At 39.4% G+C, this 23,812-nt stretch carries 25 protein-coding genes; 24 read left to right on the top strand and 1 reads right to left on the bottom strand.

All coding sequences use genetic code 11. The features are described 5' to 3' along the window. Positions 1 to 38: 38 nt before the first annotated feature. The 12 genes from FGQ85_RS08980 (at position 39) to FGQ85_RS18355 (ending at position 11,803) form a co-directional block, all read left to right on the top strand. Positions 39 to 1,031, top strand: a complete 993-nt coding sequence (locus tag FGQ85_RS08980) for a hypothetical protein (RefSeq protein ID WP_138373274.1) — start codon at positions 39 to 41, stop codon at positions 1,029 to 1,031. 3 nt (positions 1,032 to 1,034) lie between these two features. After that, a complete protein-coding gene (locus FGQ85_RS08975) occupies positions 1,035 to 2,174 on the top strand; it encodes a hypothetical protein (RefSeq protein ID WP_138373273.1) in 1,140 nt (379 codons plus the stop codon). Positions 2,175 to 2,184: 10 nt separating this feature from the next. Beyond that, positions 2,185 to 3,057: an ABC transporter ATP-binding protein gene (locus tag FGQ85_RS08970; protein WP_138373272.1), complete on the top strand. Its 873-nt coding sequence runs from the start codon at positions 2,185 to 2,187 to the stop codon at positions 3,055 to 3,057. Further along, positions 3,054 to 4,250 carry a hypothetical protein gene (locus FGQ85_RS08965; protein WP_087168598.1) on the top strand — a complete coding sequence of 399 codons (1,197 nt, stop codon included), beginning with the start codon at positions 3,054 to 3,056 and terminating at the stop codon, positions 4,248 to 4,250. Before FGQ85_RS08970 ends, FGQ85_RS08965 begins: the two co-directional genes overlap by 4 nt. Then, entirely contained in the window at positions 4,232 to 5,854 is a 1,623-nt protein-coding gene (locus FGQ85_RS08960; RefSeq protein WP_138373271.1) for a hypothetical protein, read from the top strand. The genes FGQ85_RS08965 and FGQ85_RS08960 overlap by 19 nt, the downstream gene beginning before the upstream one ends. 21 nt (positions 5,855 to 5,875) lie before the next feature. Then, on the top strand, positions 5,876 to 6,049 hold the full coding sequence (locus FGQ85_RS08955) for a cysteine-rich KTR domain-containing protein (RefSeq protein WP_087168596.1): 174 nt from the start codon (positions 5,876 to 5,878) through the stop codon (positions 6,047 to 6,049). 479 nt (positions 6,050 to 6,528) lie between these two features. Continuing rightward, positions 6,529 to 6,978: a sigma-70 family RNA polymerase sigma factor gene (locus FGQ85_RS08950; RefSeq protein ID WP_138373270.1), complete on the top strand. Its 450-nt coding sequence runs from the start codon at positions 6,529 to 6,531 to the stop codon at positions 6,976 to 6,978. A 608-nt stretch (positions 6,979 to 7,586) separates the two neighbouring features. Next, positions 7,587 to 8,105, top strand: coding sequence for a type II toxin-antitoxin system PemK/MazF family toxin (locus tag FGQ85_RS08945; RefSeq protein WP_243128526.1), 519 nt, complete (start codon positions 7,587 to 7,589; stop codon positions 8,103 to 8,105). Positions 8,106 to 8,239: 134 nt separating this feature from the next. Beyond that, a complete protein-coding gene (locus FGQ85_RS08940) occupies positions 8,240 to 8,425 on the top strand; it encodes a DNA-binding protein (RefSeq protein ID WP_138373268.1) in 186 nt (61 codons plus the stop codon). 3 nt (positions 8,426 to 8,428) lie between these two features. Further along, on the top strand, positions 8,429 to 9,502 hold the full coding sequence (locus FGQ85_RS08935; protein WP_138373267.1) for a site-specific integrase: 1,074 nt from the start codon (positions 8,429 to 8,431) through the stop codon (positions 9,500 to 9,502). Between the two features lie 116 nt (positions 9,503 to 9,618). Beyond that, positions 9,619 to 9,852, top strand: a complete 234-nt coding sequence (locus FGQ85_RS08930) for a hypothetical protein (RefSeq protein ID WP_138373266.1) — start codon at positions 9,619 to 9,621, stop codon at positions 9,850 to 9,852. A 364-nt stretch (positions 9,853 to 10,216) separates the two neighbouring features. Continuing rightward, positions 10,217 to 11,803 carry a PBECR4 domain-containing protein gene (locus tag FGQ85_RS18355; protein WP_171027923.1) on the top strand — a complete coding sequence of 529 codons (1,587 nt, stop codon included), beginning with the start codon at positions 10,217 to 10,219 and terminating at the stop codon, positions 11,801 to 11,803. A 499-nt stretch (positions 11,804 to 12,302) separates the two neighbouring features. Here FGQ85_RS18355 and FGQ85_RS08920 read toward each other — a convergent pair whose 3' ends face one another. Then, on the bottom strand, positions 12,303 to 12,812 hold the full coding sequence (locus FGQ85_RS08920) for a helix-turn-helix transcriptional regulator (RefSeq protein WP_138373265.1): 510 nt from the start codon (positions 12,810 to 12,812) through the stop codon (positions 12,303 to 12,305). Between the two features lie 184 nt (positions 12,813 to 12,996). Here FGQ85_RS08920 and FGQ85_RS08915 point away from each other — a divergent pair, with 184 nt between their 5' ends. From FGQ85_RS08915 to FGQ85_RS08855, 12 genes are all read left to right on the top strand, one after another. Continuing rightward, positions 12,997 to 13,176, top strand: coding sequence for a DNA-binding protein (locus FGQ85_RS08915; RefSeq protein WP_138373264.1), 180 nt, complete (start codon positions 12,997 to 12,999; stop codon positions 13,174 to 13,176). Positions 13,177 to 13,194: 18 nt separating this feature from the next. Next, a complete protein-coding gene (locus tag FGQ85_RS08910; RefSeq protein ID WP_138373263.1) occupies positions 13,195 to 14,304 on the top strand; it encodes a site-specific integrase in 1,110 nt (369 codons plus the stop codon). After that, positions 14,285 to 14,632, top strand: coding sequence for a mobilization protein (locus tag FGQ85_RS08905; protein WP_138373262.1), 348 nt, complete (start codon positions 14,285 to 14,287; stop codon positions 14,630 to 14,632). The genes FGQ85_RS08910 and FGQ85_RS08905 overlap by 20 nt, the downstream gene beginning before the upstream one ends. Positions 14,633 to 14,829: 197 nt before the next feature. Further along, positions 14,830 to 15,477, top strand: coding sequence for a CHC2 zinc finger domain-containing protein (locus FGQ85_RS08900; RefSeq protein WP_138373261.1), 648 nt, complete (start codon positions 14,830 to 14,832; stop codon positions 15,475 to 15,477). A 1-nt stretch (position 15,478) separates the two neighbouring features. After that, positions 15,479 to 16,774 carry a virulence-associated E family protein gene (locus FGQ85_RS08895; RefSeq protein ID WP_138373306.1) on the top strand — a complete coding sequence of 432 codons (1,296 nt, stop codon included), beginning with the start codon at positions 15,479 to 15,481 and terminating at the stop codon, positions 16,772 to 16,774. A 369-nt stretch (positions 16,775 to 17,143) separates the two neighbouring features. Continuing rightward, positions 17,144 to 18,055 (top strand): MobA/MobL family protein, encoded by a 912-nt coding sequence (locus FGQ85_RS08890; protein WP_138373260.1) that lies wholly within the window; start codon positions 17,144 to 17,146, stop codon positions 18,053 to 18,055. A 17-nt stretch (positions 18,056 to 18,072) separates the two neighbouring features. Continuing rightward, complete coding sequence (locus FGQ85_RS18820) at positions 18,073 to 18,684, top strand: hypothetical protein (protein ID WP_243128525.1); 612 nt, start codon at positions 18,073 to 18,075, stop codon at positions 18,682 to 18,684. A gap of 36 nt (positions 18,685 to 18,720) precedes the next feature. Then, a complete protein-coding gene (locus tag FGQ85_RS08875; protein ID WP_138373259.1) occupies positions 18,721 to 19,005 on the top strand; it encodes a hypothetical protein in 285 nt (94 codons plus the stop codon). 229 nt (positions 19,006 to 19,234) lie between these two features. Beyond that, positions 19,235 to 20,305, top strand: coding sequence for a Fic family protein (locus FGQ85_RS08870; protein ID WP_138373258.1), 1,071 nt, complete (start codon positions 19,235 to 19,237; stop codon positions 20,303 to 20,305). Beyond that, positions 20,292 to 21,791 (top strand): class I SAM-dependent DNA methyltransferase, encoded by a 1,500-nt coding sequence (locus FGQ85_RS08865; RefSeq protein WP_138373257.1) that lies wholly within the window; start codon positions 20,292 to 20,294, stop codon positions 21,789 to 21,791. Before FGQ85_RS08870 ends, FGQ85_RS08865 begins: the two co-directional genes overlap by 14 nt. Before the next feature lie 38 nt (positions 21,792 to 21,829). Then, on the top strand, positions 21,830 to 22,933 hold the full coding sequence (locus FGQ85_RS08860) for a restriction endonuclease subunit S (RefSeq protein WP_138373256.1): 1,104 nt from the start codon (positions 21,830 to 21,832) through the stop codon (positions 22,931 to 22,933). Positions 22,934 to 22,962: 29 nt separating this feature from the next. Continuing rightward, a complete protein-coding gene (locus tag FGQ85_RS08855; RefSeq protein WP_138373255.1) occupies positions 22,963 to 23,466 on the top strand; it encodes a hypothetical protein in 504 nt (167 codons plus the stop codon). Positions 23,467 to 23,812 lie beyond the last annotated feature (346 nt).

The raw sequence follows: 23,812 nt of genomic DNA, 5'->3' as shown, positions 1-23,812 counted from the left end.
TATGCTCTCCTTATCAACATAAGTAAGGAGAGTTTTTTATGCGTAAATTTCTTTTTCTTTTTTTGACTTTTTCCTGTTTGCTGACAGGATGCAGTACATCTCAGACAAAGGAACAGTCTACAGATGACACAGAAAATTTAGACGCTTATTTTGAAGAAGAACCAGCAGATAATGAAGTTGGATCTGCTGAGTTTGGTTTTCAGGACGCAATGGATGCAGTCTATGAGTATCAAGGAGAACCGTTAGAAATTCCATTTTCTATTACTGGAGCGTCTGCTGGTATGACTACAGAGATTGGAGTGCTTTTGTTTGTGGACGGCGTGGCGCAACCCTACTCAGCAGTTTATGAGAACGGTACAGTGCTAGAAGAAAATTATATGCAGGTTTTTAATCTGGATTATGAGCAGCAAGAGAATTTTGACATGGTATTTCAGCCCGTGACAGGTGCGGTTGGAGAATCAGTTCCTATTATGGCTGTTACCATTTTGAAGCCGAGTTTTGTGGCAGAAGGAACAGATAATCCACGATACGGATTTTATCATCAAGAGTCTGCTACCACTTCTCGCTATATTTCTTTTGAGACAGATCCACCTAAGCAGACTTTAAAAGTTGCGGATACAAACTATTCTGTAACGGATGTGCCACAGGACGTATTAGATACTTTGAAAGCATGGAACGCTATAGATACTTTGGACACAACGGCAACCTTGTCTCTGGGAGTGGAAGACGACAATTACATTCAGACTGACGGTAAAACGGCAACAGTTAAGGTGCAGCTTTATGGTGGCCCGGAGGCGGACTTTAATATTACTTTATTCGTTAATCATCATCCAGTTGAACTTAACGGAACAGACTACCTTTCTGTGCGTACAGTGAAAAATGAGATGGTAGAGGCTACATTTCAAATTGATACTTCAGAATTAGGAAAACTAAATACGATTTATGCTATTGCCGTTACCCCGGAAAACATTGAAATAAATAATCCTATTAAAACACAATCTGTTCTTTTGGTTAACGAGGAGGCTGAATGAGGTATGAGAAGAATAAAGATTTTACTTACTCTAATAATTAGTTTATCTCTGTTTACTGCCTGCAGTAATAATGAAACAGAAAAAAGTATGAGTAATCAGTTAAGTGATAACGCTAAAGCTTCGCAGGAGACTGATAGCGAATCATTGAATCAGAGTACAGATGACCGTAACGATTTTCTATCCCCGGAATATGATTACGATGCTAACAAACTGAATTTAACTGACTTATCTACCGGGACAGTAATTGCTTCTCACTCTTTTGAAAATGCGCAGACAGTATTGCTGACGGACAGAACCAGTCAAGGATATATTGTAATGCTGTCCAGTCCAACGGCGGCAGATGTAAAGAAAACGGACGGTATTACAATAATTTCGGGCAATGATTCTGCGGAAACATTGAGTTACTGGTTATTTGACGAGAAACTTAATCTGATAGAACAATATGAATTATCTGATGAGACTCTTGTCAATGGAATAATGGGACAAGTCTTTTCTGTCGCACCTGATGGGAAAACTCTTATATATGCGGAGGGTTCCAGCTTATATCAATATACTTTTGCTACTCAGAAGCAGGAGAAAATATCTGTTTCTATGAATGAAGAGGTTTATTATGAGGCAATTGGATACAGCGATAGTGGTAATTATCTTGCGTTTTATGGAAGTATTACGGGCCAGGAAAAGGATACGGCATATGGCAGTGTGGATTTGAAGAATGATACTGCCGCTGTTTTTACAGCCAGTGACTTTTCTGGTTCTGCTCTTACTGTGAATGGAGAGTATGCGGCTGTTTCTGACACTGTTTTGCCTGATAGTATGGGCGGTCCGGCAAAAACTGGTTCTATTCTCTTTATAGATTTAGGGCAGCAACAGGGAAAAGAGATACGAGTGGAGAGTGGCGAAGAAAGCGGTCTGGCTGCAGTATCTAAAGATGGTCAGTACATTGTAACTTGTGCTGGTGGTGACAGTCCAAGCGGTTTTGTGCGGAGTTATAAGGTCAGTGATGGTACAAAAGTGGCAGAACAGAATTATACGATGGACACAAATTGTAAACCATATGAAATTTTAGTAATTGGTCATTCTGCTTATGCCGCTTTGGGAACGGATAACGGTAATACCCTTTCACAAGCGGTAGATATTTCGTGAGGTATACTTTATGAAACTGGAACTTCAAAATATTACAAAATATTACGGAAAATACCCGGCACTTAAAAATGTTTCTGCCATTTTGACAGAGGGAGTATACGGCTTGCTGGGACCGAATGGAGCCGGGAAGACAACACTTATTAACATTTTAATTGGAATCTTATCTGCCAATGGCGGAACGATTTGTTTGGATGGAAAAAATACTGCTAAAATGGGAAGGAGCTACTTTGATAAAATTGGATATATGCCTCAGTATCCGCAATTTTATGCAAATTTTACAGTACGGGAATTTTTAACATATATGTGTCAGCTTAAGGGCGTAGATAAGGCTAATGAGAGTATTGGCTCAGCACTGAAGTTTGTCAATTTAGAAGAACATTACAGCAGAAAAATTGGATCGCTGTCTGGCGGAATGCGCCAACGGCTGGGAATCGCACAAGCAATTTTAAATAATCCGAAGTTATTGGTGTTGGATGAACCTACGGCGGGGCTTGATCCTGGGGAGCGTATTCGGTTTCGTAATCTTATTTCACGTCTGGCAAATGAACGGATAATTCTTTTGGCTACTCATATCGTTTCCGACGTAGAATACATTGCCAAAGAAATTTTGCTGCTGCAGAAAGGAACACTTGTCATGCAGGGAACACCTAGTGAACTAGAGAAGAGTATCAAAGGAAAGGTATGGGAAATATTTGCCAACGAGAAGGATATGGCCTTAATGGTAGATACTTATTGTGTAAGTAATATTAAACAACAGGGAACGTCATATTTACTCCGGGTTGTGAATAATGACAAGCCGTTTGAAAATGCGAAGCCGGTTGCTCCAAACTTAGATGATTTATTTTTGTATACATTTTTTCAGTCTAGTGAGGGACAAGTATGAATTTTTTCTATTTGGAAGCCAGAAAAAATATTCTGCGACGTTATACGATAATTGCGCTGATACTGTTTTTATGCCTAAATACAGTCAAAATCATTACAGATTACAAATCTGGAGAGATTAAACCTGTAGCGGCTAATACAAGCGGTATGCAGGCGGGATACAATGAAATTTATGAGAAAGTTAAGGGTGAAATTACAGAAAAAACGGTTAGCTTTGTAACGTCTGAATATCAAAGACTGGATAAACTAACGGCAGATGGAACATACAGCCGTAAACCGCAGGAAGGAACTTACAGTGGATATATTTTTGGAGACTATTACTTATTCCATAGTTATTTCTATCCATATATGGAGTACAGTGTTAAATATTCCTCTGAAATGGAAAAAGTTCTGACTCAGGCAGAAGAAAATCTGAAATTTTATCAAGAAAATAAAAATAAAGCAGAAACAACAAAAAATGCTTATATTCTGGATCACTATAATGGACGCAGCATTTCAGAGTTTTATTTATATGATGGATGGGAGTCATTGCTGTCCTATGATTTTTCAGATTTGCTGATACTTCTTTTGCTCGTTTTAGCAGTAGCCCCTGCCTTTACATGTGAAAAAGAAAATGGAATGATTTTAATTTTATCTTCTTGCAAGCGGGGCAGGTGGCCAATGCTTTTTTCCAAATGCGGTTCAGCAGTAATATTTTCCTGGTTAATCACAGCTTTATTTGCTTTGTTTAACTTGCTGGTATTTGGACTTTTGTGCGGGTTCGAAGGATGGAATAGTCCCCTTTATGCTATTGAAAGTTACAGAAATACTCCCTTTTCCGGATCAGTTTTGATGTTTTATGTATTGATTTGTGGAGCTAAGGCTATCGGATTCAGCGTGACAGTGCTTTTACTAATTTTTCTGTCAGCTTGTTTTAAAAAGTCAATGTATCCATGCCTGGCAGGAATGGGATTATGTATTATATTAAACTACTGTTCTGGCTGGGCGCTTTCTTCCGTATGGTGGAAACAAGTCCTTGCCTGCATTAGTCCATTTACCCTAACAAACGGAAATTTACTGTTAGAAAGACTTTTGGGCGTCAGCTTTGGAGGAATATACGTTCTTCAGATTTTTATTGTATTGATCGTTCAAATGGTAATGGCATATCTACTGATTATGGCAATTAGGAGGAAATTATGCTGCAAGTGGAAATAAAAAAAATTGTATTTCATCAAAAATGGCTCTTACTTCTTCTGCTTTCTTTAGCTTTTTATGCAGTGCTTTGTACAGTTGGAGGATATGACAGCAGTTATGTAATTGATCGGAATGAAGATACTTATCTGGCATATATCAACCGCTGGCAGGGGAAAGTTACAGAGGAGAAGTCAAAGGAGATGGAGTCAGAATATGAAGAAGTCATACAGAACAATGATGCCAAAAAGAATGTTTTCCTAACTGTTTATAATCAATATTATTATGCGAAAGAAGATACTACGCATCGTTATATCATGGATGAACGAGGCTGGAATACTCTGTTGACACATGATGGAGTAAATGCAATTTTGATTCTATGCCTTTTGGCTCTTTGTGTTCCGGTTTTTTGTGGAGAATATCAATGTGGTATGGCGCAGATCCTCCGTTCATGCCGAAACGGTCGAACTACATTAGCCGGAATAAAGCTTTTTACAATGATAACACTGGCTATTGGAACTACGATGTTGTTTCAGCTAATTCAATTCTCTGTCGTGGCGTTATCTGTTGGGGTAGATGGAGTATCTTATCCTTTGCAAAGTTTGTCCTTTTTTGAAAATTCTCCTTATTTTATTTCAATTGGTCAGGCTTATGTGATAGTAATTATTTGCAGATGTTTAGGGGCTGCATGGCTTGCGGTTTTGATTGCCCTGTTTTCCGTTTTGTTTCAGCAGACAATATTAACGACATTTTCGGGTATAGCGATTTCAGTTTTGCCTCATCTGATCGGAAGCAGCTTCCTTAAATATATCCTGCCGCTTCCTGCAGGCTTGTTGGCTGGAACCGGCTATTTGTGGGGAAAACTGACGGAAGTAGGTTATGATGAAGAATGGAATTTAATTGATATTGTGACATTCCAGGGAATTTCGCCAGTACAATTAGGAGTTTTGTTGATGTTTTTTCTATTTATTATTTGTTTATTGCTCTGGTTATGCTGTAGAAGCTATGTTGGAAGAAAGAAAATAAAACCAGTTCGCTCACTCTTCGTGTTATCTGCTTTTTTTCTTTCAATGTTTTCATTAACTGGCTGCAGTCAAAGTGATTCGAATGAATTTTCCTATAATTTATTGGGAGATACGTCACAGGGGGAAAATAGCAACTATACAGTAGAACTGGATATGGTAGAAAATACTATTACTGCTACTAATAAAGTAACGGGGAAAACTATATTGTTAACTCGTGATCCCTTTGATCAATATGGTTCTATCTCCAGCATTTATGTAGATGAAAATGCTTGCTATTATACAACTCAAGGGAATGTTGGAGACGGATTTGAGATTTATAAAATTAATTTAAAAAATTTTTCTACTCAGATGTATTTCAGAAGTGGATCTGATAATACAGCAACCTTTTGGGGACTGCTTGAGCGTGAGCAGACAGTGGATGAATTGCTTTCCGATGAAGGATCTATTACTTCTTTTGTAGTAGATGGAAATAATATTTATTACATTCAAGGAGAACGCCTTTACAAGATTTTTCGTCCGACAAGTTATGAAACAGTAGTAGTTTCTGATACGACGCAAGTGCAGAGCTTAGAGTATAAAAATGGTAGAATAATATACAAGTAAAATAATTTGAGAAAGGGAATAATGCGACATAAAGAATGGATATACTGCCCCGTGTGCAGAAACAAAACCCGGATAAAAATTCGTGAAGATACAATTGTTAGAAATTTACCTCTGTTCTGTCCGAAATGTAAACAGGAAACATTGATCAATATAATCAAAAGTAAATTATTTGTCATAACAGAGCCAGACGCTTAGACGCAGAGCCGATACATTGAGAGATATTCTTAAAATGTACTGGCTCTTTTCTATTAGTTTAGGTAGTCCGCCAAATAAAAAAACAGTGTTTTGGGTGGGCTTATTTTCCATGTCTTTAATTCTTCTGATTCCCACCAAATTCTGTTTTGAGTTTGGAGGGATTTTTTTGTGTTGGTCTGAGTCTGACACGCCGCTTCTAATATTAAGCGGCAGTTATCTATAAAGTTTTGTTTAAAAGCAGGAATAAATTGTTAAAAAAATTCTTGCTATTGTATGGAACTTCTGCGTTGTAAAAGTAGAAGTAATATTTCTTGCTAAAAGATATAAAAATTCCTATAGCCGTGAGGGTGTAATCGCCTTTGCGGTTTTTAATTTATCATACAGCAGTAAAACGGAAAATTCATCTGTTTTTGTTGGGTGTCGCTCGCCGCCATTCGATCTGGATTTCAAAAAAAATTCAGACGAATGGAGGTAACAGTGTGGGTGCTGGTAAGAAGAAAATATGGATTCATGGTCAATTCATAGAGGTAACAGATGAGGTATATGCAGCCTATATGAAAGGCGATAGAAAAATAAGATATTTTGAAAATGATCTGAAAACAGGACGGACGGTTAAAGATAAGGATGGAAACATAAAACAAATCCTTCCAAGCCGGGAAGATTCTTTGGACAGGCTTATGGAAGATAACGCACAGCAGTTTCCTGATAGCTATGAGAGTGTGGAGGATATTGTAATTCAAAAAATTGCTACGGAAAAATTACATATGGCGCTCTTAAGGTTGCCAAAGAAGGATCAAGAATTGATTTATGCACTGTTCTACGAAGAAAAAACGGAACGAGCATATGCAAAGCAAATAGGTGTTTCTCCAAGTACTGTCCATAGGAGAAAAGAAGAAATTATAAAAAAATTGAAAAAATATTTGAAATAGCGGAGCAGACCTCTCACTTAACGGCTAATAAAGTGAGAGGTCTTTTTTGGCCTTCCGTTCCTTGACAAATACATACTCATTCATCAAGTACGTTCCTGTTGTTATCGTGATGAGCGTAAGCCACGTTAGCAGGTACGCCATGATCCGGACGGGTAAAGGCAGCGAAATCCCACATATATAGAAGAATTGGTTTGCGGCTGTTTTAATTGTCCGGGGAGCGGGAAATACCCGGCTATAACTGTCAGATTGCTACTGATAAGGCGATAACAGGCAACAGGTATGATGATACTCCTGTCCGGTCATAAAGTCGAGCGTTAAGAGCGTCGCAACAAGTGAGGACAGCTTTGGGAGAACCTCAGAGGGGCACAGGCCCGTGGAGCTGATCAGCAGTCAGCCGCTTGATGATTCCCCCGCATGAAATACATGCGATAACAGCCGGGGCGTCGAGGACAAATAGGCTGAAACAGGCAATTATGGTAGCCGGATACAAAGAAATGCTTTGCGTCCGGCTGATACATACTCGCAATGAATAATGGTTTCAAAAGAGCGGGGAGATCCTTACGGAACAAAGAGAGTTCTAAGGCGTATAAGAGGAAGGAGATATGATTGTGGAAGAACAAGAAATGCGGCGTGGAGAGATTTATCACGCAGATCTGAATCCTGTTTTCGGGAGTGAGCAGGGCGGATACCGCCCCGTGCTGATCATCCAGAACAACCGGGGGAATCGGCACAGTCCAACGGTCATTGTTGCGGCTATCACGAGTAGACCAAAGACAAAACTTCCGACACATGTACCGATCAATGGGATCAACGGACTGGAGAAGAAATCTTTTGTGCTGTTGGAGCAGATCCGGACACTGGACAAGGGGCGACTGGATGATTATGTTGGCAGGCTGAACCGGGAACAGATGATAAAAGTGGATAAGGCACTGCGTACCAGCATGGAGATCAAAAAGCTGGATAAACCGATTCTGATGTGCTTATGCCCGGTGTGTGCAAAGCCATTTTACAATTCAAAGGAACACTTTATCATTCGGGCAGATCAGGATCAGACAATAAAGGAAACGTGTATGTTCTGTAATGTACGACAGGGATACGATTATTTAATAAGGAAGAAATATTATTGAATGAAGCTGATTTGATGAACATGAATCAGTTTCATTTGGATGTGTCAAGTCTGCGATAGAAAATATTGCACATTTCACTTATTCATTGATGTGCGATATAGTAGGCGCAGGACGTCTGGAAAGAAGGAATGATCATGGAAAATACATTATTTGTAACTGCAGAAACTGTGGCAAAGGATCTAGGAGTGTCAAAGCCCTTTGCTTACAAATTAGTTCGTCAGATGAACGATGAATTGAATGCGAAAGGATACCTTACTGTGGCCGGCCGGGTAAGTAGGAAGTATTATGAAGAGCGATTTTATGGATTGAAAGAAGGTTAAGTGATGGCAGCATACAAAGATACGGAGAGAAATACATGGTATGTGGCATTTTATTACCGGGACTGGCAAGGTAATAATAAGAAAAAGAAGAAAAGAGGCTTTAAGACCAAAAGGGAGGCTCTGGACTGGGAAAAAACATTCCGGCAGAAACAGGAGGCTTCTCTGGATATGTTATTTAAAGATTTTGTGGAAGTCTATGCGGAGGATATGAAACCACGGTTAAAGTATAATACATGGCTTACTAAAGAGCATATCATCAAGACAAAATTACTACCTTATTTCGGTAATAAGAAAATGAATGAAATCAAAGCAGCAGACGTGGTGCGGTGGCAGAATGAAATGATGTCATTCCGTGATGAAGATGGAAATGGATATTCAAAAGTATATCTGAAAACCTTACAGTCACAGTTGAGCGCTATATTCAACCACGGGATCAGGCTATATGAACTGAAAGAAAATCCGGTCAGAAAGGCCGGAAGTATGGGTGGAGAGAGGAGAAAAGAAATGTTGGTTTGGACGAAGGAAGAATATAAGAAATTTTCAGAGGCAATTATTGATAAACCGCAGGCATATTACGCATTTGAAGTTTTGTTCTGGACTGGCTTGAGAGTGGGAGAACTTCTTGCTTTGACACCAGCAGATATAGATTTTTCTGCTAAAACTATTTCTGTTACGAAATCTTATCAGAGAATAAAGGGAGAAGATTATATTACTGATCCTAAGACAGAGAAAAGTAACCGTACCGTATCCATTCCGGATTTTCTTTGTGAGGAACTCCAAGAATATCTGGCTATGCTGTATGGATTTAAAAATGATGACCGGATGTTCCAGATCACAAAAAGTTTTCTTCATCATGAGATGATTCGAGGATCAGAAAAGGCGGGAGTCAAGAGAATCAGAATCCATGATATTCGGCATTCTCATGTTTCTATGCTGATTGATATGGGATTTTCGGCGGTGGATATTGCCGGGAGAATGGGGCATGAAAGTATTGATATTACATTGCACTATGCTCATATGTTCCCGTCCGCACAGAAGGATATGGCTGAAAAACTGAATATGGAAAGGGTAGGGTAAAGAGTATGTATAAAAGACCAAGGCAAAAAGCACAGCCAAAGAAAAAGAAGGATGAACATAATCGGAAAAGAGATATAATCGTTAATTTTCGTATGTCTCCAGAAGAACGGGCAGAATTGGAACAGAGAATTTTGATAAGTGGGAAGAAAAAACAGGATTACATGATCCAGAGCAGTCTGGAGCAAAAACTGGAGATTGTGGCCAATAGGAAGATGTTGATGGATATTCAGCATAGAATGGATGAAATCGAGACAGAGCTAAAAAGAGTAGTATCCGCAGACGCAGTGGATATGGAAAAGCTGGCCGGACTGAAATCGCTAATTGAGTTGTTCCAGGCGGTAGAGGAATAAGTGAGTGACCGTATTGTGCAGGGTGTGGTATGGTCAAGGCATTGGCAGGGGGAAGAGTACATAGAATAGTATATAAATAATATTGTAATCTGACAGGGGTATGCTATACTATGTAAAGGAATAAGTTCTTTTTCTTGTTCATATGCAGAGAAAGAGAAACAGATGTGGTAAATAATTGACTTTCAGCATATTATAGTGTATACTTAAAATAGAAAAAGAAGATAATATAGTCGGAACGGCGACTTAAAATCCGTTTCCAGTGGTCGGGATGAAGACCTTAAACTCATTCCCATTACAGAGTAAACTGCTAAAAATCAGAAAAAGGATGGCTGCGGTCATCCTTTTTTCTTGATAAAGGAGTACAATGGCTGAAGAAAGTTTTAAAGAACGTGTCCGTTTGGAGATAATAAAGGCGGCTAAACAATATAAGACAATTTATGTTGACTATGAGTATTTGGTCTGTTCAGAGGCATTTGTACAGAATGATTACTACATAGTAGCTGCAATGGAAAATAATTTTCAACATTTGACGGGAGTACATTCAAATATTAGTTCCCAAGATTTTTTTGACAAATGCATTCAAGGTACATTAGAGAATACGGATTTTGATTTTATCAAAAGGGGACAGGATGAAAAAGCTGTAAAAGGTACTGTTAGAAGAAAAATTAAAGTCTTGCCGGATATGATGGGGCTTTTTAAAACTGGATTACAGACAGAAGAGAATTTTCAAAAGAATAAGGTTGTTTGTTCGTTTGCAACTGCTGACGGAGCTTGCACTTTGGGATTTTCGGAATCAACAAAAGCTAGGCCAAAATCTTTGATAAAAGGAAACGAGTTAAAAAATCCTAAACTTGTAGAAGTGATTTTAAGAAAAAAAGTAGGAGAAGAGCTGTTTAATGAAATTATTGTTGGAGATAAGGCATTATTAAAAAAATATCAAAATAAAATACAAGAATTAGTTTCTGATGAATTGTTCACACAAAAAGTGAAAATCGTTTTTGAAATAAATTCCAATCCAACAGCATGGAGCAATCAAGAAATACATTTTATATATAAAAGTGGAACGAGTGTAGACCTTATAATTGAGGGAACATATTGTGAGTTACAAATTGTTGGTAAAGATAATTTGGAAGAAATTATTTATGCCATATGGGAAATTTTAGCATGGAATGACGGATATTTTTATAAGCCTGTTGAATATTTGGTAGACGATATTGAACGTGATGTTGAAGAATTATTTAGAGTGCCATATTATGTGACAGATTCTAAGTGGAAAAACAGTGCTTTACTGATTGGCAGAAACCACCGAGAAATATCGGAAGATATTATTACACGATATATACAGATTAGAAATGTCGGCAGGGAACAGAAATCTTTAAATAAAACACTATTTTCTTCATATTTTTATTTGCATTCAGAAAATTACAGTGCAGTAAATATTGAACATAGATTAGTATTGTTAATGCACATATGCGACGGTTTTGCAATAGCTTTTTTGCATGGTAATCAAAAAAACAATGGAGGGAATATTAACAAGGTATTAGAATGTATAGATGTTGGTACACGTTTAACAAAGAAATACAAAATCGGAGCAGATATGTTAGGTGTACCGTCTGATAAGGCAAAAGAGGTTTTGCAAGACACTAGAACAGAACTTACGCATTATATTTATAAACCATCAAGTTTAGGTTCATTTATAAGTGATCCGAATAGTGATACTGATAATATGGTCAATTTGTATGTCTTTTATGTCTTAGATTTAGCTTTACGAGTTAGTCTATTGGAGACAATAGGAGCAACTGTTAAAGATGAAATAAAAAACTATTTACTCGATGAAAATTTAGATTGGATTAGACTGGAAAAACACATGGATGAAGAGTGTGTGATTCCACGAAATGCGATTAGGCAAATATTGGAGAAATTACAAGCTATGAAGAATGACGAAGACTAGTGTTTTCCAAAATCTAAGAATGGAGTATTGATACTGTTCTGACCAAGAGGAACTTACTGTTATCCTTAAAAATCTGAATTTTTCAGCTTCAGAAAATGAAGCTAAAAATGAGGCAAAAAATGAAGCTGAAAATTATAGACTGACTTCAATGACATTGTAAATATAATTTCAACAGAAAAGGAACCATGGCACTATTATGGTACTAAAACCTGTGGGTACTCAAAATACCTCTAAAAAATAGTATAATATGGATACGAGAACTGCGAAAAATCCGCTAGAAATACCACGATTGCACAATGACTTTGGGGAGTTTGAATAAGGGTACCCCTTCAGAAAGCCAGTAAAACCGGTACTTGCAAGCAAATTTGTTTAAGTTCCGGCAACGAATCGGCAACTTAAGGGACTTATTCAAAGAATAATGCATATCTTATTTCATATTAAAACCTTACTGATCTTCAGTTTAAAAAGCTGAAGGGCAGTAAGGTTTTTTTAGTTCTGATCATTTATTTTCATTTGTAAACAGATCACTGAGTTCCTGAGATGGTATTCTGGTCCATTTGGAGTATGTGTCCAGTGCCGGGTACCTGTATCTCCACTCATCATATTCATCCTTGCTGATTTCCCCTTTTTCCAGTTTTTCCGCCTGTTGCTGCCATGAAGAAAACATATCAAACAACGAAGAGAAGGAGGTGTTGGATTTATCGAGACAGAGGCAGAGTTCCCCGTCAATATCTTTGATCTTCAGGCCGTACATATCTTCCAGGGCAAAAAGGGTATGCATCAGGCCGACATAGGTGTCAATATCAGGCACGGTAAGGGCACGTGAATCCACATGAAAAATCTGTGCCAGCTGGTTGATCAGATCTTGTTTCGGGGATCTTGCCTCGGATTCATATTGTGCCATGCGTACATCAGATGTTCTTCCGGTAAAACCAAGTTTCTCTCCGAGCTGTTTTTGCGTCAGCCCTATTTTGGTACGGAAGAATCGGATTCGTTTTCCAGTTGCCATGGTAAAGCCTCCTTAAATTAATTTGTTTAGTAAAAGTATAACATGGGCAATATGGAAGAACAAGGATAAAATTAAACAAAAAAGTTTAAGCTTTTCTTTCTGAAAGTATTGACTTAAACAAATATGTTTAGTATTATGATTATGCAGGAACTTAAACAAAAAGAGTTAAGAAAGGAGAAAAACTATGAATGAAAAAACATTTATGACAGTGGATGATGTTGCAAAGGAGATGAGCGTATCTAAATCCTACGCCTACAAGGTAGTGAGACAGCTTAATAAGGAGCTGAATGATATGGGCTATCTGACTGTGGGAGGAAGAGTAAATACGAATTATTTCCTGAAAAAAGTATGCTACAGAGAATGATGAGAAAGGAGTGATGATATGTCAGTATACAAAGACGAAAAAAATGGTACCTGGAGATGTATTTACCGCTATACCAATTGGAAGGGCGAGAGGAAACAGACCCAGAAAAGAGGATTCCGCACAAAAAGAGAGGCTCAGGCCTGGGAACGGGAAGAACTGTTAAAACAGGGTGCCAAACTGGATATGACCTTTGAGAGCTTTTACGATATTTATTCGAATAACAAGAAAGCAAGAGTGAAGGAAAGCACCTGGGAGATCAAAGGCAATCTGGTAAGGACCAAGATTCTGCCTTATTTCGGGCAAAGAAAAATTGCTGAGATTACACCCAAGGATGTGATTGCATGGCAGAATGAACTGCTGAAATACAGAGACGAGAAAGGCAAGCCTTATTCAGGAGAATATCTGAGAACAATCCATGCACAGCTGTCCGCTATTTTCAATCATGCGGTGAACTTTTATAACCTGCCCAATAATCCTGCAAAAAGGGCCGGAGGGTTCAAAGCAGAGAAACCGAGAGAAGTGGAGATCTGGACTCAGGAGGAGTATCTGAGATTTTCCGCAACCATGATGGATAAGCCAAGATCTTTCTACGCATTTGAGATGCTGTACTGGTGCGGGTTACGATCCGGAGAGCTGCTGGCTTTGACAGCATCAGATTTTGACCTGGAGGCGAGAACCGTGAAAATCAGCAAGACCTTTCACCGCTCAAAGGGAAGAGATATTATCACATCGCCCAAAACGGTGAAAAGCAACAGAATTATTAAAATGCCACTTTTCCTGTGTGAATCCATGAAGGAATATATGGCAATGTTCTATAATCTGCAACCGGGAGAGAGAATCTTTCCTTTTACCAAATCGTATCTGGATCACGAACTTCGGAGAGGAGCAAAAGAAGCCGGATTAAAAAGGATTAAAGTCCATGCACTTCGTCACAGCCATGTGTCCTTAATGATCCATATGGGATTTACTCCATTTGAGATTGCTGAAAGGATGGGGCATGAAGCTGAGAAGATCACACTGAAATATGCACATCTGTTTCCGGATGTTCAGGATAAGATGGCTGAGAGACTTGAACAGGAGCGTATGAACATGGAAAAGGAGGATCTCTATGCAAAAATCCAAAGATAGTAAAGGAAGGTGGAGAAACCGGACAGTTGCATTCCGTGTTTCACAAAGAGAGTGGGAGATGATTGACTGCATGGTTTCGCTGTCGGGACTTCAGAAACAGGATTATATTCTCAGAAAACTGATGGACTGGGAAGTAACTATACAGGGAAGTTCCAGAATCTATAAAGCACTGAAGCTACAGATGGACAAGATCTATCAGGAATTGAAACGGCTGGAAACCGGAGAAAGCCCGGATGAAGATTTATTAACAACCCTGCAGATGGTGGCTCTGACACTGAACGGGATGAAGGAGGAATCACAGCATGCAGAGATCAGGAAGTGTTTCTGAACAAAAAGAAAATGCCCCTGCTGGTAACAAGGACATTCTCACATCAAGCCAAAACTAATGCGGGCTCTGGTAAAACCCCATAAACAGAAAACCTTCCTTCTACGGGAGGAGTCTGTCTAAATGCAAATAGTTCTATTTGCATTATAGCAAATTCCTCCTGTGAATGAAAGAAAAAATATGACAAAGGAGGAAAAGACATGAACATTTTTAAAGAAATCAAAGAGTATCTTACTGCTTTGCAGGCTGCGGAACAGTATGGAATCAAGATCAACCGGAATAAGATGGCATGCTGCCCCTTCCATGATGATCACCATCCCAGTATGAAGATTGACCAGAATTACTATTGTTTTGCCTGCGGAGCAAAAGGAGACGTTATAGATTTTACTTCCAGACTGTTTGGAATATCCCAGTTCGAGGCGGCACAGAAGCTGATCACAGATTTTGGACTGCCGATTCAGTCTGAAAAGAAGAAACATGCACTGGGAAAGTCCCGGAACAGGGCATCCTCAATGGTACAAAGTCGGTATCATTTTTCCGTAAAAAACAAGATTCTGGACTGGAAAAATCATGCGGTAAAGGTTTTGACTGACTATCTGTCGTGGATCAGATTCTGGAAGAAATTTTACTCATCGCGACAGGATCCTTTTGAGGAGGAACATTTTCTGGAGGCATTGAGTAATGAGTGGAAGATCAATGTGTATCTGGATATCCTGCTGGCCGGAAGCGGAGAAGAGATTGCACAATTCTTTATGGACAAGAGGAAGGAGGTGGCGGATATTGAGCAGAGAATGGATGAATATCAGCGAGGAGTCCTTGAAGAAATTAGAAAAGATTGTAGAGGATGAAATGCTGAGTACAGAAGAGATCCGCGGATCCCTGGAAGTAACGGAGAAAGGACGGATCCGGCAGTCTATCCAGAATTGCAAACATGTGTTGGACCATGATCCCTGCCTGAAAGGCGCCATCTGCAGAAATGAGATGACCTGTCAGATTGATATTAAGAAAAAAGTGCCATGGAAGAGAAGAGGTGTTCAGATGACAGATACGGATATGAACAATCTGTCCTTGTATCTGGAAAAGAATTACGGGCTGACCAGTGACCGGGTGATCACCAAAGCCGTGGACATTGTGGCAAATAATAACAGCTTTCATCCTATTATTGATTTCCTGGAGGGGCTTACCTGGGACGGGACGCCCAGGATCAGCCATATGCTGACACATTTTTTCGGAGCTGAGGATCAGAAGTATACCGGGGAAATCATGAAGATGCACATGATGGCAGCTATCAGCAGACTGTATGAACCGGGAACCAAATATGACATCATGCTCTGTCTGGTAGGCGGACAGGGAACGGGGAAATCCACCTTTTTCAAATATCTGGCAATTAAAGATGAGTGGTTCACGGATGATATGAAACGGCTGGATGACAAGAAGGTTTATGAATATCTGCAGGGCCACTGGATTGTGGAAATGTCGGAAATGAATGCGGTGGCCAATGCCAAGAGTATTGAGGAAACCAAATCTTTTCTGAGCAGACAGAAGGACACATACCGGATCCCGTATGAAAGACGGGCGGAGGATCGGTACCGGCAGTGTGTATTCTGCGGGACATCCAATGACCTGGCATTCCTTCCTTTTGACAGGACCGGGAACCGGCGGTTTGGTCCGGTGAAGGTCTGCCCGGAAAAAGCGGAAGTGACGGTATATAAAAATGAGAAAGAATCCAGGGAGTATATCATCCAGGCATGGGCGGAGGCAATGGTGATTTATAAGACGGAAAAGATCCTGCTGACCTTCTCTCCGGATATGGAAGACTATGTGAAATCCCTGCAGAAGGATTTTATGCCGGAGGATACACAGACCGGAATGATCCAGGCTTTTCTGGACAACTACGAAGAGGATTATGTGTGCTCTACCATCATCTACCAGGAAGTGTTTCATCAGGAAGGCATTGTGCCGAAATGGCAATCAAAAGAGATCGGAGATCTGATGGACAATGAGATCACCGGATGGGAAAAACATGGAAATCACCGGTTCTCTGGGGGACTGGGAACTCAGCGTTCATGGAAACGGATCCTTCCGAAAAAAGACCCGGATGGATTCATGAAGGTGGATGAAAATGAGGAGTTACCTTTTGAGTAAAAGTTAACTTTAAAAATGTTTTGAGCCTTGTTCACAAAAGTTTGTTCACAAGTTTGTGAACAGGGAAGTGTGAACAGGGAGAAAAAAACTTTGAAAGTTAAAAACACAGGAATGAAATAAGGCCCGGATACGGGCAGAAAGAAAAAGGCGGATACGCCAGAAACTAAGCCCTCGGCGATTGAGAGCGAAATACACCCATCGCACAAATCTGACGATTTATACTCTGTGTATTTCGCGACTGCATCGAGCTTTTCCCTTAAGAAACTGACACCGGCACTTCCTTAAGAGAATCCTCCGGAAGGCCCTGCGGGGCAGACCGGCGTGTAAACAGAGGGATAATCTGACGTACCACCGCCGGAAAGGAGATACATGACAAATGGAAAAAATAGTTTTCTTCAGGTGGTTAAACTGCCTAATGTCAGAGGCAGGGTGCGTTATATCTCGGATCCGAAACGACAGGAAAATTTATATGCCACCTTTACAAATGTGGAGTCAAAATATTGGACTTACCTTTCAAAAGAAAATCAGGAGGATTTCAGAAAAAGCGGTACAGAGGGGAAATGTATTGAGGCGAGAGAGCTGATCATCATGCTGCCGCCAAGCCTGGTCCAATATGATCCGGATATGCTGCTGAAATATTTTTCCACAAAGTTTGTGGAGAGATTTGATGTGGCGGTGGCAAGCGCTATGCACCATAATAAGGCAAAAACCAATCTTCATATTCATCTGATCTTTTCCGAAAGACAAGAATTAGATGTTCCGGAAAGAAAGATTGCTGCAAGGAATCTGTTCTATGATGAAAACGGAAAACACGTCCGGACGAAGAAAGAGATCCTGGATGAACGTGGAGAGATCCGTCCGGGATGCAGGATCGTTAAGAAGGGAGAAGTTTATGAAACCAATCTTTTCAAACCGAAAAACCAGGAATTCAAGTCCAAGAAGTTTACGGAAGAAATGAAATATTACTATACGGATCTTATCAATGAACTGGTAAAAGATCCGGCAGAGAAGTTGAAGGTGTTTGATAAGAACAGTCCTTATCTGCCGACCAGAAAGATTGGAAAGAACAATCCAAAGGCAGAGGAAATCCGAATTGATAATTATCTCCGGCAGGAATGGAATCATATGGTGGACCGGGCAGTGACGGAAGGAGTGACAGAGGAAGAATTGCGCCAGGTGAAGAAAAAGAGATCACTGTGCCTGCTCAAGAATCGATCATTAAGGAAGGCTGGAAACCGGATCAGTTCCGAAGTATCCTGTAGAAAGCCATCGGGAAACTGAGAGGATTCATTCAGTTTATGAAAGAGATCCGGAACGGAGAATTTGACGCAAGAGGAAACCCACTGATCCGCCATGATCTGAGATTTGATGTGACACCGGCGCCACTACCGGAGTCGGCAAAAGGAGAAAGACCATCTTCAGCTCTGCAGGAAGCGGAAGTAATGAGACTGGATTGTATTTTGCAGAAGATGAAGAAAGCAGAACAGAAGATCTACGCCATTGAAAAAGCAAAGCTCAGGCTGGAGAAAGATCTGAAAGAAGTGCAGAAAAAGTGGTTTCATGGGAAAGAGAAGAAAGAACTGGAGCAGAAGATCACCGGAAAACGACAGGAACTCAAGAAAGCACAAGAGACTTTAAGCGAGATTCCCAAAATGCAGGGATATGAAAATGCACTGGAAGTGAAAAAAGCCTATAAAGCTGCAGTTACTGAACTGGAAGGTGTGCGGAAACTTCAGAGTGAATGGGATCAGAAGGGAATCCCGGAAAAGAAGTACTGGGTGATCAAAGCCAACGTTCCAGAGCAGACAAAGCAGAAAAGTATTCATGAACGTCTGGAAGAAAAGAAACGAGACGTGGAGCAGAAACAGAAAAAAGAACGGAAAAGGAGTCATGGAAGAGATTGCCTGTAGAATTAGGTTTTGATGCGGATAGAGGAGGAATTAGGAGTGTACATCGAAAAGATATTTGAAAGAGCAACCATACGGGGAATAGCGGATTATCTTTTGTTTGGGAGTGGACCAGAAGAAGATAACAGGAGTTATGAGGAACGGTTAGAGGAACCGTATCTTAGATTTGAAAAGGCAGTAGCAAAATATGATAAGAATCCCACATCGGAGCTGCTGGATCTTTCCAATGAAGTGACCAGTGAAACTGCCAGTGTGTATATGGAGATAGGGATTCAGGTGGGGGTGTTATTGATGATGGACGTTATAAAAAATGTAAACCAGTAGCAAAATAAAGAAGTAAATTATAAGTGCAAGATCCTCTTCCGGAATTTCCGGGAGGGGATTTGTAATTTGAAAATTGATTTGAGAAACGATTTATATACTATTTTTTAAACTCGTCATATGTACTTTAATCTCGTCAAAAATAAAAAAATGACGATATTGAAATTGATTATGACGATGTTTTGTGATAAGATGAAACTAAGTTAAGTTTGAGATTTTGTAAGGAGATTTCATGAGAACTTTTGATTATAAGAAAAGATATGAACGTTTATTACAACCCGATATTGTTGCTTTAGTGGCGCAGATTCATGAGTATAAAGGGGAGCAGACGTTGTTTGTGGAGGCAAAAGCAGATACGCTTACCCAGTTGCTGGAAGTTGCAAAAATTCAGAGTACGGAGGCGTCCAATAAAATCGAAGGTATCTATACTTCGGATGATCGTTTGAAAAAAATTGTTCGTGATAAGACGATGCCTAAAACAAGAAGTGAGAAAGAAATTGCGGGTTATCGGGATGTGTTAAATACGATACATCAAAATTATGATTATATACCCGTAAAATCATCCATCTTCCTTCAGCTGCATCGAGATTTGTATAAATTCGCAGGAAATGCAGGTGGCAGTTTTAAGTCATCCGATAATGTGATTGCACAGGAGGATGAACAGGGAAATAAATCGATACGATTTCAGCCGGTTCCGGCATGGGAAACGCCGGCATATATTGACGCAATCTGTGATGCCTTTCAGGATGCCTGCAAGGATTCCCAGTGTGATCCATTGATTCTGATCCCTATGTTTATATTGGATTTCTTGTGTATTCATCCGTTTAATGATGGAAATGGACGTATGAGTCGTTTGCTGACGCTGCTTTTGTTATACCGGGCAGGATATATTGTAGGAATGTATATCAGTATTGAAAAGCTGATTGAACAGACAAAAGAAACTTATTATGAAACTCTACAGGAGAGTTCTTATAACTGGCATGAAGAGGAAAATGATGATGCACCATTTGTCCGGTATATGCTGGGAGTCATTGTTGCAGCTTACCGTGATTTTTCATCCAGAGTACAGCTGCTAGCTACCAGCGGGATGTCGAAACCTGAGCGTATTCGTGAGATTGTGCGTGGGTCTATAGGAAAGATGACAAGAGCGCAGATTATGGAGAAATGTCCTGATATCAGCCGTGTGACGGTGGAACGTGCTTTGACAGACATGGTGAAAAAAGGTGAAATATTAAAAATCGGAGGCGGTCGTTATACTGCCTATGTATGGAACAGGGAGAATGAATCGTATGATAACAGGTGAATTGAAAAATAAAATTGATGGCTTATGGGAAATATTCTGGACTGGAGGCCTTACTAATCCGCTGGATGTGATTGAACAGATGACATATCTGATGTTTATCCGCGATCTGGACGATGCAGATAATCTTCATATCAAAGAAAGCGCAATGCTGGGACTTCCATATGAGAGTATTTTTGCAGAGGAAGTCCTGATTGGAGATCGCCGGATTGCCGGCAATCAGTTGAAATGGAGCGTATTCCATGATTTCCCGGCTCAGAAAATGTACAGTACCATGCAGGAATGGGTGTTCCCATTTATTAAAAATCTTCATGGAAATAAAGAAAGCGCCTATGCCAAATATATGGGTGACGCAATCTTTAAAATACCGACACCACTGATGCTGGATAAAATTGTGACTGCCATGGATGAAATATACGATCAGATGGCACAGCTGAAAAACGCAGATACAAGAGGAGATGTTTATGAGTACCTCTTGTCGAAATTGGCGACAGCAGGAGTAAACGGGCAGTTCCGAACACCAAGGCATATCATTAAAATGATGGTGGAGCTGATGGATCCGCAACCGGATGAAATCATCTGCGATCCTGCTTGCGGAACGTCTGGTTTCCTAGTGGCTGCCAGTGAATACCTGAAAGAAAACAAAAAGGAAGAAGTATTTTTTGATCGAAAAAATAAAGAGCATTATATGAATCATATGTTCCATGGATTTGATATGGACCGGACCATGCTGCGTATTGGAGCTATGAATATGATGACTCATGGAGTGGACAATCCTTATATTGAATACAGAGACAGCCTTTCTGATCAGAATACGGACAGGGATATGTACAGCCTGATTCTGGCAAATCCGCCGTTTAAGGGAAGCCTTGATTATGATATCGTATCTCAGGATCTACTGAAAGTTGCGAAGACGAAGAAAACGGAACTTCTGTTTTTAGTACTGTTTTTGAAAATGCTGAAAACAGGTGGAAGATGTGCCTGCATTGTACCGGACGGAGTCCTGTTTGGTTCTTCCAAAGCTCATAAGTCGATTCGCAAAGAACTGGTGGAAGGAAATTGTCTGGAAGCGGTTATCTCTATGCCTTCCGGTGTGTTTAAACCTTATGCAGGAGTCTCCACTGCTATCCTGATCTTTACGAAAACAGGACATGGCGGAACGGATAAAGTATGGTTCTATGACATGAAGGCAGATGGATTCAGCCTGGATGATAAACGTAATCCAATCAATGAAAATGATATACCGGATATCATAGAGAGATTCCGAAATCGAGATCAGGAGACACAGAGAAAACGGACGGAACAGTCTTTCTTTGTGGAAAAACAGGATATCGTTGACAATGAGTATGATCTTTCCATTAATAAGTATAAAGAAGTGGAATATGTGCCGGTAGAGTATCCGTCTACACAGGAGATTATGGCGAATCTACATGAGCTGGAAATGGAAATTACCAAGAATCTTGCGGAGTTGGATGAGATGTTGGAGTAAGATAAGGAAGAATAAATTGGAATTTGTAGGGATGAATTATGAGAGTTAAGCTAAGTGACGTAACTAAATACTTAAAGGGTACTCAAATAAATGGAGATGACCTTATCGAAAATGGTGAATATATATACTTAAATGGTGGCATCAATCCATCTGGAAGATGGAACGCCGCAAATGTTAAGGGAAACACTGTTACTATTTCTGAAGGAGGAAATTCATCAGGATATGTAAACTATGTGACAGAACCATTTTGGTGTGGGGCACATTGTTATTATCTTTTTGATGGACCCAAGAATACAAGATATTTGTATTATGCACTAAAGAGTCAGCAAGAAAGATTGTTTGATATTCGATCAGGTGCTTGCATGCCCAATATAAAGAAGGCTGATTTGGGTAAGTTTGAATTCGAGTTTGATACGGATGAACAAAAACAAAGTAAGATTGTATCGGTATTATCAAAAATAGAAGTTGTGATAGGTGAACGCAAAAGAGAACTTGAGCTATTGGACGAACTCATTAAAGCCCGATTTGTTGAGATGTTTGGGGATCCAATAGAGAACCCGTACGATTGGCCGGTTGATAATCTTACAAATTTGGGTGAGTGTAAAAATGGAATGAACTTTCACACGGACGATTCTGGAGTCGAAATTCACTGCTTAGGTGTTGGTGATTTTAAAGATTTATCGCTTATAGAAGATACTTCAAAACTTCCTACGATTTCATTAAATGAAATGCCGTCTGATGATTATTTGCTTACAAATGGCGATATTGTTTTTGTTCGCTCTAATGGAAATAAGGCATTGGTAGGCCGAAGTGTTGTAGTGTACCCAGATAACATTCCCACGACTTTTAGTGGATTTTGCATTCGTTTTCGTATAAAAAATCCTGATATATTATCCAGCTATTTACTAAGGGTTCTGAAGACTGATTCGATGAGAAAAGAGATGGCAGGGCGAGGGGCAAATATTCAAAATCTAAATCAGAAGATTTTGGCAACATTAAGAGTTCCAATACCTGCGTTAGTCTTACAAGAGGAATTTGAGGTTTTTGTTAAAAAAGTCGACAAATCAAAACTGATAATACAAAAAGCATTGAATGAAACACAGTTGCTTTTTGAAAGCTTGTTGCAGGAATATTTTAAATAGAATTATGTTATTGAGGGTGAAAAAATAAGATGACTGATAATGTTTCTTTAATTGCGTCTGTTGCGACATTAATTTTATTTGTTTTCTATTTTGTGGGACGTATAATTACAATTTTAAGTGTTAGACCTGTGTGGAAGGATAAAGTCATTTTGCGTAAAATGGATTATTCACAGTACGAAATAGTTGATGAAATAACGCAAAAGGAAGAAAATAATGGAATTATCTATGGAATATTACTTTCTCGTGAGGGCATACGAGATTTAAAGATATATTCAGTGGTTCCATCAAAACAAGGATTATTAACAGAACAAGGAGAATTGTTATATTCAAGAAAATTTTTAAATATTGATCAGGCAGTTGCATTTAAAGATGATACGGGAGATCTATTTCCGACTTTGTTAATAGAATATAATACAATTGACTATATGAAAGTAAAAATTGAATGGCGAGATAATTTAAAGAATGGGGTGTTCAGTGAATTGATACAACCGAGACACACTATTCGAAGTTTTTTTTACTATCTTTTAAGGTAACATTAATAGTAAGCAGTTTAATAAAAAAATTTGGGTGATTATATGGAAAATGAAAATACAATGGCATGGTGCGGAAGCAAGGCATTTGAATATGAAGGCTTAGGAAGTTTTGACAAATCAGACACAATATATCATTACACTTCGCCGCAAGGTTTACTGGGGATACTTGAAAATAAGCAGGTTGTATTTTGGTTTTCCCGGTATGACTGTATGAATGATTAGGTAATTGCGAAACTCCTTCGTAAACTTGAAGCAAAACAAGGAAAATTCGTACAGGGAAGGAGTTTTGGAATGAAAAGTGGATAACCGGATATTTTAGGCGCACTTTAATAAGCTATCTGCTTTA

This window comes from Pseudoflavonifractor sp. BSD2780061688st1 E11, from assembly GCF_005844125.1.
GTDB lineage: Bacteria > Bacillota > Clostridia > Lachnospirales > Lachnospiraceae > Sellimonas > Sellimonas catena.
The sequence above is the reverse complement of the archived record's forward strand: the minus strand, read 5'-3'. Positions and strand labels throughout refer to the sequence as shown.